The 13,399-nt window shown below is 67.5% G+C and carries 13 protein-coding genes; 10 read left to right on the forward strand and 3 right to left on the reverse strand.

Annotated features, from left to right (window positions below):
• On the forward strand, positions 1-838 hold an 838-nt coding region (locus tag HUW62_RS26250), incomplete at its 5' end, for an aldo/keto reductase (protein ID WP_255203649.1).
• 22 nt (positions 839-860) lie between these two features.
• Here HUW62_RS26250 and HUW62_RS26255 read toward each other — a convergent pair.
• A complete protein-coding gene (locus tag HUW62_RS26255) occupies positions 861-1,355 on the reverse strand; it encodes a hypothetical protein (protein ID WP_163863698.1) in 495 nt (164 codons plus the stop codon).
• Positions 1,356-1,479: 124 nt separating this feature from the next.
• On the opposite strand from HUW62_RS26255, the gene HUW62_RS26260 reads away from it, so the two are divergent.
• The 9 genes from HUW62_RS26260 to HUW62_RS26300 all read left to right on the forward strand — a co-directional run bounded on the left by HUW62_RS26260 (position 1,480) and on the right by HUW62_RS26300 (position 10,092).
• The gene (locus HUW62_RS26260; protein WP_176435949.1) at positions 1,480-2,019 is read left to right on the forward strand and encodes a pyridoxamine 5'-phosphate oxidase family protein; all 540 of its coding nucleotides are present in this window, start codon (positions 1,480-1,482) and stop codon (positions 2,017-2,019) included.
• 490 nt (positions 2,020-2,509) lie between these two features.
• Positions 2,510-3,844 (forward strand): inositol-3-phosphate synthase, encoded by a 1,335-nt coding sequence (locus tag HUW62_RS26265; protein WP_163863700.1) that lies wholly within the window; start codon positions 2,510-2,512, stop codon positions 3,842-3,844.
• Positions 3,822-4,748, forward strand: coding sequence for a phosphatase PAP2 family protein (locus HUW62_RS26270; RefSeq protein ID WP_163863701.1), 927 nt, complete (start codon positions 3,822-3,824; stop codon positions 4,746-4,748). The genes HUW62_RS26265 and HUW62_RS26270 overlap by 23 nt, the downstream gene beginning before the upstream one ends.
• On the forward strand, positions 4,741-5,985 hold the full coding sequence (locus tag HUW62_RS26275; RefSeq protein ID WP_163863702.1) for a GtrA family protein: 1,245 nt from the start codon (positions 4,741-4,743) through the stop codon (positions 5,983-5,985). Before HUW62_RS26270 ends, HUW62_RS26275 begins: the two co-directional genes overlap by 8 nt.
• The gene (locus tag HUW62_RS26280) at positions 5,975-6,964 is read left to right on the forward strand and encodes a hypothetical protein (protein WP_163863703.1); all 990 of its coding nucleotides are present in this window, start codon (positions 5,975-5,977) and stop codon (positions 6,962-6,964) included. The genes HUW62_RS26275 and HUW62_RS26280 overlap by 11 nt, the downstream gene beginning before the upstream one ends.
• Entirely contained in the window at positions 6,961-7,542 is a 582-nt protein-coding gene (locus tag HUW62_RS26285) for a dual specificity protein phosphatase family protein (RefSeq protein ID WP_176435950.1), read from the forward strand. Before HUW62_RS26280 ends, HUW62_RS26285 begins: the two co-directional genes overlap by 4 nt.
• Positions 7,543-7,724: 182 nt before the next feature.
• Positions 7,725-8,906, forward strand: a complete 1,182-nt coding sequence (locus HUW62_RS26290; protein WP_255203650.1) for a cytochrome P450 — start codon at positions 7,725-7,727, stop codon at positions 8,904-8,906.
• 54 nt (positions 8,907-8,960) lie between these two features.
• On the forward strand, positions 8,961-9,611 hold the full coding sequence (locus HUW62_RS26295) for a hypothetical protein (protein ID WP_176435951.1): 651 nt from the start codon (positions 8,961-8,963) through the stop codon (positions 9,609-9,611).
• 52 nt (positions 9,612-9,663) lie between these two features.
• A complete protein-coding gene (locus HUW62_RS26300; protein ID WP_163863706.1) occupies positions 9,664-10,092 on the forward strand; it encodes a hypothetical protein in 429 nt (142 codons plus the stop codon).
• A gap of 15 nt (positions 10,093-10,107) precedes the next feature.
• Here HUW62_RS26300 and HUW62_RS26305 read toward each other — a convergent pair whose 3' ends face one another.
• Together HUW62_RS26305 and HUW62_RS26310 are read right to left on the reverse strand one after the other, a co-directional pair.
• Positions 10,108-10,362: a hypothetical protein gene (locus HUW62_RS26305; RefSeq protein ID WP_163863707.1), complete on the reverse strand. Its 255-nt coding sequence runs from the start codon at positions 10,360-10,362 to the stop codon at positions 10,108-10,110.
• Between the two features lie 95 nt (positions 10,363-10,457).
• On the reverse strand, positions 10,458-12,935 hold the full coding sequence (locus tag HUW62_RS26310) for an RND family transporter (protein WP_176435952.1): 2,478 nt from the start codon (positions 12,933-12,935) through the stop codon (positions 10,458-10,460).
• Positions 12,936-13,399: the final 464 nt, after the last annotated feature.

The following is a 13,399-nucleotide window of genomic DNA, read 5'->3' on the forward strand; positions in this document are numbered from 1 at the left end:
CACCGCGAAAGCCACCATGCTCACCCGTCCCATCCCCAAGTCAGGCGAGGCCCTGCCCGTCATCGGCCTCGGCACCTGGCAGACCTTCGACGTGGGGACCTCCGCCGACGAGCGCGCCCCCTTGAAGCAGGTGCTCCAGCGCTTCCTCGACTCCGGCGCGCGCCTCATCGACTCGTCGCCCATGTACGGCCGGGCGGAGCGCGTCGTGGGAGACGTGCTCGCCTCGCTCGGCGACGTGCCCAAGCCCTTCCTCGCCACGAAGGTGTGGACGACGGGCCGTGAAGCGGGCCTCGCTCAAATGGAGACCTCCGTGAAGGACATGGGGCGCGGACGGATGGACCTGCTCCAGGTCCACAACCTCGTCGACTGGCGCACCCACCTGCCCGTGCTGCGCGAGTGGAAGGCCCAGGGCCGCGTGCGCTACGTCGGCATCACCCACTACGCGCGCGGCGCCTTCGATGACCTGGAGAAGCTCCTGAAGGAGCAGACGCTCGACTTCATCCAGCTGCCCTACTCACTCGCCGAGCGCGACGCCGAGAAGCGCCTGCTCCCCGCCGCCGCCGAGCACGGCGTGGCGGTGCTCGTCATGCAGCCCTTCGCCACCGGCCAGCTCTTCCGTCAGGTGAAGGGCCGCGCGCTGCCGGAGTGGGCCGCGGACTTCGACTGCTCGAGCTGGGCGCAGTTCTTCCTGAAGTTCATCCTCGGCCACCCCGCCGTGCACTGCCCGCTGCCCGCCACGAGCAACCCCGAGCACGTCGCCGACAACCTCCGCGCCGGCTTCGGAAGACTGCCCGACGCGAAGACACGCGAGCGCATGGCCCGCGTGCTCAATCCGTGACGGGGCACGAGGCCCAAGCCGACTACAGCTCCGGGTCGGGCGTGAACTGGACCTCGGCGATGGCGGACAACACCACGCCGGTGCCGGGCTCGCCCGCGTCGTCATCGCGGCCCACCTCCAGCACCTCGTCCTTCGCGTCCCACTGCCCCAGGTAGTACGAGCCGCCGGCCACCATGCACGCGCGGCCCTCGGACACCACCACCTCCACCAACTCCTGCTTGTCGCTGGTGGCCCGCATCAGCGTCCACTTCTTGCCGTCCTGACGGAACTCGTCGACGACCTCCTGGAGCTCCGCGTCGCTCGGCGCGCCACCGTCCTGCACCTGCCGCTCCCACCGGCGCCCGTCCTTCTGCGGCTGGCGGCCCTTCCACGCACGCCCCAGCTCCAGCAACTTCTCCTCCGCCGCGTCCTGCAGCCCGTGCATCTCCTCGGGCAGCTCGATTTCCTCCAGCGCCAGGAGGGCCGTCTCGATTTGCAGCGCCTTCAGGCACCATTCGTTCCACGCGGTCTTCAGCATCGTCGTCGCACTCGCTTTCCGTCCCCCACCTACCACACCGCCCGCCTGCCCAGGCGCCATCCAGGCGGTCGTCCCATGCTCGCTCCCCATCACCCTGCCTACCTTCCAAAGCCAGGAGGAGCGCATGAGCACGAAGAAAAAGGAGCAAGGCACCCGCGACGCCGTCGAACATCTAGGAGACCTCATCCACGGCATCAAGGTCGCGATGATGACCACGGTGGAGGCCGACGGGAGCCTGCGCAGCAGACCGATGTGGACCCAGGACCACGACTTCGACGGAGAGCTCTGGTTCTTCACCCGGGAGCACTCCCACAAGGTCGACGAGGTGGAGAAGGACCACCACGTCAACGTGTCCTTCGCCGACCCCTCGCGAGAGCGCTACGTCTCCGTGAGCGGGCGCTGCAAGCTGGTGAAGGACCCCCGCAAGGTCCGCGAGTTGTGGAGCCCCGCCCTCAAGGCCTGGTTCCCCCAGGGCATGGATGATCCAGAGCTGGCCCTCCTGTGCGTACACGTGGAGCGCGCCGAGTACTGGGACGCCCCCTCCAGCCGCATGGTGCAATTGGCCGGCATGCTCAAGGCCGTCCTCTCCGGGAAGACCTACGCCCCCGGCGACCACCAGTCCCTGGAGCTGAACGGCGGCAACGGGCCCTCCGGCCCCCACTGACGACCCCGTCCTCTACTACTGGGGGACCCACTTCCACTGCCCGGCGGGAGGTGGGGTGGGTCCTTCCGCTTCGACTTGGGGTTGCGCCAGAAACGCGCGGGCGCCATGACTGCGCGGCCGTCCCACACCCCTCGAAGGCACCCTCACCGTGCCACCTTCCCCACACACCACCCCACGGGTCTACATAGACCCCGACCTACCCGTCGTGCCTATGCACGGTCAGGTAGGTGTCACTTTTCTCACGACGTGGTGTTTCTCTGACAGGCGCGTTCGCGTCGCCTTGTACCTGGGGTCGGGGTGATCCATCAGTCCGCCCCGTGGCGTGCTAACCAGCCGCCCCACATGACGTTGAAGTCACGAACGCTTTAGAGTATCAACCATCCGCATTCGGGATTTTCCGCATACCCCACGGCGTCATGTCGGTGCGCAGCGGAAGGTACGAAGAAGACTCACCACAGGGCGGCTCTACCGCCTTTCGAAGGAATCCACGATGGAGAACAAGAAGTCGGTCTCGAAGCCCGAGGGCAAGCTGGCGGTGCTCATCCCCGGCCTGGGCGCGGTGTCCACGACGCTGATGGCGGGTGTGGAGCTGGCGCGGCAGGGCAAGGGCGCGCCCATCGGCTCCCTGACGCAGATGGGCACGGCGCGCCTGGGCAAGCGCACGGACGGGCGCACCGTGAAGCTGGGTGAGCTGGTGCCCCTGGCGGGACTGAACGACGTGGTCTTCGGCGCCTGGGACATCATCAGCGAGGACGCGTACCAGGTCGCGGTGCGCTCCGGCGTGCTGCACGACAAGCACCTGGAGCAGGTGAAGCCCTTCCTCCAGGGCATCAAGCCCAAGAAGGGCGTGCACGACGCCGAGTTCGTCCGCCGCATCGAGGCCAACCACGCCAAGGCCACCAAGACGCACCGCGAGAGCATCGAAGCGCTGCGCCAGGACATCCGCGACTTCAAGAAGGAGCTCAACGCCAAGCGCGCGGTGATGGTGGTGTGCAGCAGCGTGGAGACCTTCCGTCCCCTGCCGGAGTCCTTCAAGACGCTGGCCGCCTTCGAGAAGGCGCTGGACGAGAACAGCACGGACATCAACCCCACCGCGCTCTACACGTACGCCGCCATCAAGGAAGGCGTGCCGTTCGCCAACGCGACGCCCAACGCGAGCGTGGACACGCCCGCGCTGCAGGAGCTGGCGAAGCTGGAGGGCATCCCCGTCGCGGGCCGTGACCTCAAGAGCGGCCAGACGATGATGAAGACCGTCATCGCCCCCGCGCTCAAGGCCCGCATGCTCGGCCTCGAGGGGTGGTTCTCCACCAACATCCTCGGCAACCGCGATGGCGAGGTGCTCGACGACCCCGCGGCCTTCAAGGCCAAGGAAGTCACCAAGTCGAGCGTGCTGGACACCATCCTGCAGCCGGACCTGTACCCCGAGCTGTACAGCAAGTACTCGCACAAGGTGTCCATCCACTACTACCCGCCCCGCGGCGACGCGAAGGAGGGTTGGGACAACATCGACATCACCGGGTGGCTCGGCTATCCGATGCAGATCAAGGTCAACTTCCTCTGCCGCGACTCCATCCTGGCGGCGCCGCTGGTATTGGACATCGCGCTGTTCCTGGACCTGGCCAAGCGCCTGGAGTGGCGTGGCATCCAGGAGTGGATGTCCTTCTACTTCAAGAGCCCCATGGCGCAGCCCGGCCTGCCCGTCGAGCACGACCTGTTCATCCAGCTCACCAAGCTGAAGAACACCCTGCGCGTCGTGGCCGGCGAAGAGCCCATCACCCACCTTGGACTCGACTACTACGGGGATGACCTCCCGCTCGCTCGCTAAGACCACGGCCTTCACGTGGTTCGTCACCCTGATGGGTGTGGGCCACTTGATGCTCGTGACGGCCACCGGACGGCTCCGGTGGGACCACGTCGTCGCGGACGTGGCGCTGGTGGGGGTGGCCTGGGCGGGCCCCCGCACGCGTCGCTTCCTCTTCGGCGGCTTCCCACTGTGGCTGACCGGTATGCTGCTGGACAGCCAGGGACTCTGGCTGTTCCTGCGCGGCACCATCCACACAGGTGACTTGTGGGAGTGGGAGCGCCAATGGTTCCCCGCCCCCGGTGGTGTCAACTGGCCCCTGTGGTGGAGCACCCGCTCGCACGCCGTGTTGGACCTGTTGTGCGGCTTTGCCTACGCCGCCTACCTTTACGAAGTCTTCTTGATGGCCATCTTCTTCTACGTGAAGAAGGACACACGCTTCGAGAAGCTGTGCTGGGCCTTCCTGGTGGTGAACGCCCTGGGCGTGGTCACCTACCTGCTCTATCCGGCCGCGCCACCCTGGTACATCCTCCAATACGGCCCGGGCCCGGCGAACCTCGCCGCGCTGCCCAGCCCCGCGGGCACCGCTCGCTTTGACGCACTGTTGGGTATCAATTACTTCGCGGGCTTCTACGCCCGCAATCCCAACGTGTTCGGGGCCATGCCCTCGTTGCACGCCTCCTATCCCTTCATGGTGATGCTCTTCGTCTGGCGAGACGGCTGGAAGTGGCGTCTGAGCACGGGAGTGTTCGCCTTGCTGGTTGCTTTCTCCGCTGTCTATCTGACGCACCACTACATCCTGGATGTGCTCGCGGGCCTCGTCTTCGCGCTCGTCGCCTTCCTGGCGGTGGAGCTGGCCTTTTCGCGCAAGAGCGCACCCATGTCCGTCACGCTGCCGCTGACTCCTGGAGGGGACACCCGTGCTTGAGAACGTGGTCGCCTGGTTGACCGGAAACCTGTCCCCCTCGGCTCGCATCTGGACGGCGTTGGGTCCCGCCATCCTCGCCTGTGTGTACTTCCTGGGAGGCCTGCTCGTCTTCTGCATCCGCTGCGCCTTCAAGGGCGTGCCTCGCGACGAGGAGACGCTCAAGCGGGGCAACGCGGGGTTCGTGGGCTACTTCCTTCGGCACTACTTCTTCTGGATCATCCAGCCGCTGTGGGCGGTGATTCTGCGCTCGGGCCTTCCGGCCAACGCGCTGTCCATGTTGTCGGGCCTGTTGGGCATCTCCTCCGGCGTGGCGGTGGCGGCGGGCCGCTTCGCGCTGGGTGGCTGGTTGTTCCTGGGCGCGGGCATCCTGGATGTGATGGACGGGCGAATCGCCCGGACGCGCAAGGAGGCCAACCCCGCGGGCGCGGCGCTGGACTCGGTGTTGGACCGGTACGTGGACTCGGCGATGTTGATGGGCCTGGCCTGGTACTACCGGGACACCTGGGTGCTGTTGCCGGCGCTGGGCGCGCTGTTGGGTTCGTCGCTGGTGCCGTATGTCCGCGCCAAGGGCGAGGGCCTGGGCGTCAACGTGCGAGACGGCGCGATGCAGCGGCTGGAGCGGGTGCTCTTCCTGGGCGCGGGCACGGCGCTGTCGCCGATTCTGGAGGCGGTGTTCTGGCCCCAGGAGAAGCACCCCATGCACTGGATGGCGGTGGTGGGACTGGTCTTCGTCGCCATCATGAGCAACCTGACGGCCATCTCCCGCTTCAGGAATCTGGTGAAGGCGCTGGCGCCCAAGCGGGTGGAGGCGCGCTCCGAGAAGGCGATTATCGGCCTCAACGCGGTGGCGGGCGCGGTGGCCACGCTGGCGGACTTCGCGGTGGTGCTGGCGCTGGTGGAGTTGGCGGGGCTGTTGCCCGCGTGGGCCACGGTGCTGGGCGCGCTGCTCGGCGCGGTGGTGAACTACTCCATCAACCGCGTGTTCACCTTCCGCAGCACGGCGGCGGTGGGACGGCAGGTGATGCGCTACGCGGTGGTGAGCGGGACGAGCGCGCTGCTCAACGCGGGTGGCGTGGCGCTGCTGACCTTGCATCCACAGCTGGCCTACACCTTGGGGTGGTGGCTGGTGCGCGGCGTCGTCTACTTCGCGTGGAACCTGCCCCTGCAGCGCGACTACGTCTTCAACGACACGAACTCGCCGGAAGCGCTCCTGGAGCAGCGCCCCCATGCGGCGTGAGTCGAGGCTCCAGGTCCTGGGCCTCCTCTTGTCGCTCGCGCTGCCCACCGTGGCGGCGGGAGCGACGTTGGAGCCCACGGCCTCCTCGAGTGACAACTACGGGGAGAGCTTCACCTTCATCGGGGACCTGGAGGACAGCACCTTCGTGCTGGTGCAGTTGCAGGTGACGAACATCGGTCCGGGCTCGCGCACGGGCATCTGCCGGGCGACGGTGCTGCGGCCGGGCCAGCGTGCGTGGACGGCGCAGAAGAAGGTGGGCTCGCGCGAGTGGGGTTACGACGCGGCCACCAGCACGCTGCGCGTCGGCACGTGCTCGGCGCGCTCGGCGGACGGGGTGACGCGGGTGGAGGCGCCGCTGGACGGTGGTCGGGTGGTGCTGGAGTACGCGGCGCAGGTGACGCCGCGCTCGCCGGAAGGCTCGGAAGTGGAAGTGGGCAACGCGCGCTACCGGCACGAGATGACGTTGGCCTTCAGCCCGCTGAAGGCGACGGTGCAGCCGCCGAAGAGCGCGGAGCTGGAGCAGTCGGGTGGCGGCTACGCGGACCACACGCGCTCCACCATTCCTCCGGCGAAGCTGGCCAGGCGCTGGGTGCGCTTCCGGGCGTTGCGCGAAGGCGGGGAGCGGCTGGTGTTGCTGGCGCGCGAGGGGCAGGACGGTGAGTTCGGTCCGGTGTACTCGTGGACGGAGGGTGGCACGCCGAGCCAGTTGGAGTCCTTCACGCTCAGCCGCGAGGGCTCGAAGGAGCGGAGCGCCTGGACGGTGGATGTCTTTGGCGGGGATGGGGCGAAGGTGATGGTGCTGCGCTCCACGTCGCTGTTGCAGCGCAGCGCGCCCGTGGAGGACCTGGGCATGCTGGGTGGGCTCATCAAGCCCGTGGTGGGCTCTCCCGTGACGTACCTGCACCGGGCGGTGCTGGAGCGCGCGGGGAAGGCGCCGGTGGCGGGGTTGATGGAAGTGTCGCTCGAGGGCGACTTGTGAGCGTGTCGTTGTTGCGGGACGTGCACCATGTGCCAGGAGTCCGGGGCTGGGTGCGCAAGCAGGTGCTGCGCTCGGTGGCGCGCTGCGTGGAGTGGACCACGAAGCTTCCGGGGCGCGGGCTCAACGTGTCCCAGGTGAGCGACTGGTTGCACGTGGGTGGCTCGGTACCGCCGTCGCGCTACACGGAGCTGAAGGCGCGAGGCATCACCGCGGTGATTGATTTGCGCGCCGAGTCTGTCGACGACGCGAAGGCGCTGGAAGCGCTGGGCATCGAGCTGCTGAACCTGCCGGTGACGGACCGCTATCCGCCGTCGGTGGAGCAGTTGCTGCAAGGTGTCGAGTGGGCGATGCCGCGGCTGGAGCGGGGCGGGCACCTGTATGCGCACTGCGAGCACGGCGTGGGCCGAGGCCCGCTGATGGGGCTGGCGGTGATGGTGGCGCGCGGCTGGGAGGCTCCGGCGGCGTACCGCGCGCTGCGAAAGGCCCGGTGGCAGTGCACGCTCAATGACCGGCAGTTGGGTGGACTCGCGGACTTCGTCACCGCGTGGGCGGCACGGCGTTCGGGGCGCGCGGCGTAGCGTCAGCGGCTGAACGGCCCTTTCGACACGGTTGCGCTCCAGAACCCGGGGTTCCTACCCTGACGCGTGGAGCGTCGACGTCGCGCGAAGCTGGAACCGCGTGACACCCGCGTGAGTGCCCGAGTGCCCACGCGGACGTCGTTCGGCTCCAGGTCGCTCGCGCGGGTTGGAGACGCCTGGTCATGATGGAGCTCTTCACCGACGACGTGCGCCGCAACCCCTTTCCTCTCTACGCGAAGCTGCGCGCGGCCTCGCCGCTGCTGCACGAGCCCCAGGCGGACCTGTGGATTCTCTTCGACTACGACAGCGTGAAGCGGGCGCTGCATGACCACGACGCGTTCAGCTCCGTCGTCACCACGGAGACGGGGACGACACCGGACTGGCTGTTGTTCTCGGACCCGCCCCGGCACACGAAGCTGCGCAACATCATCATGCGCGCCTTCACGCCGCGCTCCATCGCCAACCTGGAGCCACACGTACGGGAACTGTCGCGGGAGCTGCTCGATGTGACGGTGGAGCGTGGGGAGATGGACCTGGTGGCGGACTACTCCAGCCTGCTGCCGGCGATGGTCATCGCGAAGATGATTGGGATTCCTCCCGAGGACCGCGCGCGGTTCCTGCGATGGGGGGAGGTCATCATGAAGCTCAGCTACACCATCGCGGACGGCGAGGAGTCGAAGCGGGCCCTGGAAGAGAACTCGGCGGCGCGGGACGAGATGCGCACGTATCTGGCGGACATCCTCGATGAGCGTCGGAGGACGCCGCGGGATGACCTGCTGACGAGGCTCGTCGAGGCGGAGGTGGATGGGGAGCGGCTGGACGGGAAGGAGATTCTGGGGTTCTTCCAGTTGCTGCTGGCGGCGGGGACGGAGACGACGACCAACCTCATCAACAACGCGCTGCTGTGCTTCATGGAGTACCCGGACCAGCTCGCGCGACTGAAGGCGGAGCCGGCGTTGTTGTCCTCGGCCATCGAGGAGGTGCTGCGCTTCCGCTCTCCGGCGCAGTCGATGTTCCGTTCGACGAAGCACGAGGTGGAGCTGCACGGGCGCGTGATTCCGGCGGGGAAATTCGTGCTGCCGATGATTGGCTCGGCGAATCGGGACCCGAGGCACTTCCATGAGCCGGAGCGCTTCGACATCGGCAGGGACCCCAATCCGCACATCGCCTTCGGGCACGGCATCCACTTCTGCTTGGGGGCAGCGCTCTCTCGCATGGAGGCACGGGTGGCGCTCACCGACCTGCTGGAGCGGCTGCGGAACTTCCGGCTCGCGAGCGACGAGCCCTGGCAGCCGCGACAGGCGCTCCATGTCCACGGCCCCACGCATTTGCCCCTGCGCTTCGAGCCGGGTGCGCGGAGCTGAGGCCTCACCGCGCTCTCCCTTCCTGGTGAAGATGCTAGGTTTCCGCTCTTCTCCATGTCCTCGACCCACGCTCGTGCCCTGCTGTTGGCCCTGATGCTCGGAGCCGGGGCCTGTGGGTCGAACCCCAACGTTCGCGTGCGCCGCTTGGAGAACGGGCGCCTCCAGGTTGATGGCCCGCTTGCGGGTCCATTCAAGACGACGGAAGCCCTGGCGGAAGCAGGGTGCGAGCTCATGACCGCACAGGGCGGCGCATCAGGAGGCCCCATGGGCTCCGAGTACTGCGCCCTCAACTATTACGCACCCGATGAGGACGCATTCTACTTGAGCTACCTATCGGATTTCAAAGACAGGCAGGACACACGGGAGATGAAGACCTGCTCGATGCCACAAGTCCTCCATGACCCCGCGCGAGTGAACGCCCTCATCACCGGCGGCGACCATACCCATCCTCACAATGCGCGCTTCTCACCTGGAGATCTGAGCGGCAGGTGGAATCCTGCTCGCGTCGTCACTGAGAAGACGGAACGGGTCTTCCAACGTGAACTCTTCGTGTTCAACCGGCGTGGAGATGGAGCGTGCTCCGTGTACAGCTTCAACTATGCGACCCGAGTGGTCTCAGCGCTGCGCGGGGGCCAGTGGGTTCAAATCGGTCACGTCTACGACGACAACGGGAACATCCGTATGTTCGAAGGCATGGGCTGGTAACCACGATGACGCCACACCGACCCCTGTCCGTGAAATCATGCGGGAGCCTTCCATGAAGACCACCCCGCTCATCGCACTCCTCTGTGGCGCATCGCTCCTGAGCGGCTGCTCCCTCCTCGGCTACCACAAGCCCCAGAAGGCCGAGCGCGCGCCTCCCGAGGAAGCCTCGAAAGTGACGTTTCCAGACTCGATGGAACAGGGGATCCACTTGGATGGCCCAGCGATGGCGGCACTCGAGGTCGCCATGAATGCGTTCCTTCCGCCCGACCGCAAACCGGATGCGCGCGATGAACCCCTCGCGCGATGCCTCGCGCGCCGGGACACCTATGACGCCTCGGTCCTGAAGGAGAACGACGACCTCTACTTCGTCAGCTTCCTTCCCAGGCTCTCCCGCTGCGGCATCGAACTGGAAACGCCCTTGATGGATGCCGGGGCCGTCTACGCCATCGACGCTCGCGGCCGCATCCTCGCGGAGCTGTAGCCAGCCCTTCTCACCCTACCAGCGCTGCTGCGGCTCCATCGCCGTGGGCCGGCGCTTGTCCGTGGGCGTCAGCGCATCCGCGGGCGAACAGCGACAGACCTCACAGCCACGCTCGCGGTCCATGGAACACTCCGTGCCAGTGATGCACGAGAGGTTCCGCGACTCCTCGCACCGCGTGTCGCCCTTCTTCTCTTCCTTCTTCCCACCATGGCCACAGCCCGCCAGGGCCACCGCCACCGTCACCACCGCGAGCCACCCGCTTCGCTTCATTGCCCTGCCCTCCATCTGGCACCACCCCGGCGCCACCGTGCCGCGCAGTCTGCCACCCGCCCGGCACGACGACACGCGCCGGGCGTGGAGAAGTCTCACGCCTCCGGCGCGGGCTGCTCGGGCTGCTCCGCCGTGGCCCCGTGCTTGCGCCGCCACCGCTCCACCAGCAGCAGCAGCGACGGGAAGCCCAGCAGCACGATGACCATGTTCAACCCGAACCCCAGGTTCGCCAGGTCACCAATCGAGTTCAACCCCGGGTGCTTCGCCAGCACCAGCGCCACGAAGCCGATGGCGCTCGTCAGCAGACCGCCCGTAATCGCCCGACCCGTCTCCGCATACACGGAGATGAAGTCCGCGCCCGGCTCACCCAGCCGCTGCACCAGATGCACCCCCGCGTCCACCGTGGTGCCCACCAACACCGGCAACACCATGATGTTCAGGTAGTTGAACTGCAAATCCAACAGCGCCATCAACCCCACCAACCCCGCCACCGACAGGAGCGTGGGCACCATGCAGATGAGCGCCGTGCGCAGCCGCCCCAACGTCAGCCACATCGCCGCCAGCACGCTGAGCACCGCCGCCGCGAGAATCCGCGGACCCTCGCGCGACACCATGTCCAGGATGTCCGCCAGGATGAGCGCCTCGCCCGCCGCCGACACCGAACTGCCGTCCGGCATGTGCAGCCCGCGCACCTCCTTGGAGAAGCGCCGCGTGCCCTCACCATCCGACAGACTCACCCCGCCGCCCGCGTACACCAGCACCACGCCACCCGTGCTCCCATCCAGGCTCTCGAACTGGTGACGCACGCTCGCCGGCAGCTCCGCCAGCGTGAAGGGCTTCGCCTGCGACATGTTCAACGCGCGAGCCAGCGACACCCGCGTGTCCTCCGGCAGCCGCGCCGAGTCCAGCTTGTTCAGCCGCGTGTAGATGGCCTCCAGCACCACCTGCTTCTCCGGCTGCTGCCGGGGCACCAGGTCCTCCAGCGCCCCCACGAAGTCGATGGTGGAGTCCTTGCCCCGCGCCGCCTTGCGCGCCTCCAACTGCCGGACAACTTCACGCTCCATGTCCTGCGAGTCCGTCAGCACGACGACCGGCGTCTGCGAGTAGCCCAGGATGTCGTTCACCTTCTGGTCCAGCACCGCCGACGCCTGCTTGTAGTCCTCCAGCGTGCGCGAGTCGTAGTTGAACGAGATGCGGTACGACTGCGAGATGAGCGCCACCACGCCCAGGCCAATCACCACCGCCACGCCCCGGTAGGAGCGCGGCAGCCACCGGCCCAACAACGCCATGGGCCCCGTGCCACCCTGGTGCACGCGCGGCGACCAACGGAACCGCGAGGCCACCCCGAGCAGCGCCGGCAGGATGAGCACGTACGCGAAGATGCTCACCAGCATGCCCACCGCCGCGATGATGCCGAACTCGCGGAACGCCCTGAACTCCGACAGCGCGAGGCTCAAGAACGTCAGCGCCGCCACCAGCGCCGCGATGAGCGCGGAGAAGCCCGTGTGCCGGAAGGACTCGTGCACCGCCGCCTCGGACGTCATCCCCTCCGAGCGCAGCGTCCCGTAGCGCCCCAACAGGTGGATGCCGTGCTCCACGCCCAGGCCGCCGAGCACCGCCGCCAGGAAGCCCGTCAGCAGATTCACCTGCCCGTACGCCATCCCCACGAAGCCGTACGTCCACCCCAGGCCCGCGAGCACCGGCACCATGGTGAAGGCCACCGACAGCGCGCTGCGGAAGTGGAACGCCAGGTACGCCAGCAGGAGCACCATCGCCAGCGAGGACGCGGTCGCCAAATCACTGACGATGACGCGCTGCTGGTCGATCTTCTTCTTGAACGTCCCCGTCACCGCCGTCTTGAAGCCCGGCCCGTACTTGGACAGGTCCTGCTTCGCCAGGAAGTCCTCCACCTGGGTGACGACCTTCTTCGAGTAGTTCAGGTCCGCGGCGCTGCCCCGGGGCTTCGCCATCAGCACCACCATGCGCTCCGTCGTGTCCAGGTAGTACAAATCTCCCTGGCCGGAGAGCCGCTGGTTGGCGCGGCCGGTGTACTTCTGCTCGATGTCGGCGAAGTCCACCGACGGCGGCGGCGCATCATCCAACCGGACGAACAGCGGGTTGGCCTGCTCCTTCTCCCAGGCGATGCGCGCGTCGATGCGGCTTTGGATGGTCTTCAGGTCATCCAGGTCCACGTAGTACAGCGCATGCTTGTCGAAGAACTCGCTCGGCCGCTGGTAGTTGACGTAGCGCAGCTCCGACAGCTCCGCGAGCTTCGGCGCCATGTCGTCCGCGAAGCGCTTGAGCACCTCCGGCTCCGCGCCCATGCCCACCACCACCACGTTGCCTTGACCGCCGAAGCGCTTGCGCAGCTTCTCGATGTCCTGGACGCTGGGGAACGCCTTGGGCAGCAGGCCCACGAAGTCCGCGTTGAGCGTCAGGGTCCTCGCGAACCAGGCTCCCAGCAGCGTGAGCACCACCGCCACCACCAGTGCCTGGTACGGACGCCGGTGGCTCCGCGCGGCGAGTTGGCCCATCGCCCCCTCGAACCGCTCCGACCAACGCTTCTCACCCATGTTGCGACACCTGCTGTGTTGTTTGCGGGCCGAACGACGGCCGGCCCACCTTGGGCATGCGCCAACCAGGGAGTCAACGCGTTTATGCCGTAAGGCGGAATGTAAGGCACCGAATCACTTGACCTTCACTAACAATTCCCAAGGGCCTTCGCCCGTCTGTCTGCCCGGCTGATTCCGGGGGTGAAGCCCTGCTCACGGCGAGCCCGCGCGCCAGGGCCGAAAGCGGCGGGTCCGCCGTCCTCCTGAGGGGCAGACGACCAGGCGGCGGGCACTGCATCCCCCGCGCCGAGTCCCCACGTTCCCGACCACATGGGGCCGCTGACGCGGACACCCGAGGGAGGGGAAGCCGTGCCGCCTTCCACGCCACCGGAGAGGCCGGGGCCTGGAGAAGACGGACCGCCTACCGCGACGGATGGAATCGGAGCCGACCACATCGAAACCCGGTGAGCGCCGATGGACGCGGC

This window comes from Myxococcus sp. AM011 (assembly GCF_013372595.1).
Classification (GTDB): domain Bacteria; phylum Myxococcota; class Myxococcia; order Myxococcales; family Myxococcaceae; genus Myxococcus; species Myxococcus eversor.

Coding starts and splice junctions, on each gene's coding strand:
- HUW62_RS26305 (WP_163863707.1), bottom strand. CDS start 10,362: ATGAAGCGAAGCGGGTGGCTCGCGGTGGTGACGGTGGCGGTGGCCCTG.
- HUW62_RS26260 (WP_176435949.1), top strand. CDS start 1,480: ATGAGCACGAAGAAAAAGGAGCAAGGCACCCGCGACGCCGTCGAACAT.
- HUW62_RS26310 (WP_176435952.1), bottom strand. CDS start 12,935: ATGGGTGAGAAGCGTTGGTCGGAGCGGTTCGAGGGGGCGATGGGCCAA.
- HUW62_RS26270 (WP_163863701.1), top strand. CDS start 3,822: ATGACCTCCCGCTCGCTCGCTAAGACCACGGCCTTCACGTGGTTCGTC.
- HUW62_RS26280 (WP_163863703.1), top strand. CDS start 5,975: ATGCGGCGTGAGTCGAGGCTCCAGGTCCTGGGCCTCCTCTTGTCGCTC.
- HUW62_RS26290 (WP_255203650.1), top strand. CDS start 7,725: ATGATGGAGCTCTTCACCGACGACGTGCGCCGCAACCCCTTTCCTCTC.
- HUW62_RS26300 (WP_163863706.1), top strand. CDS start 9,664: ATGAAGACCACCCCGCTCATCGCACTCCTCTGTGGCGCATCGCTCCTG.
- HUW62_RS26255 (WP_163863698.1), bottom strand. CDS start 1,355: ATGCTGAAGACCGCGTGGAACGAATGGTGCCTGAAGGCGCTGCAAATC.
- HUW62_RS26295 (WP_176435951.1), top strand. CDS start 8,961: ATGTCCTCGACCCACGCTCGTGCCCTGCTGTTGGCCCTGATGCTCGGA.
- HUW62_RS26265 (WP_163863700.1), top strand. CDS start 2,510: ATGGAGAACAAGAAGTCGGTCTCGAAGCCCGAGGGCAAGCTGGCGGTG.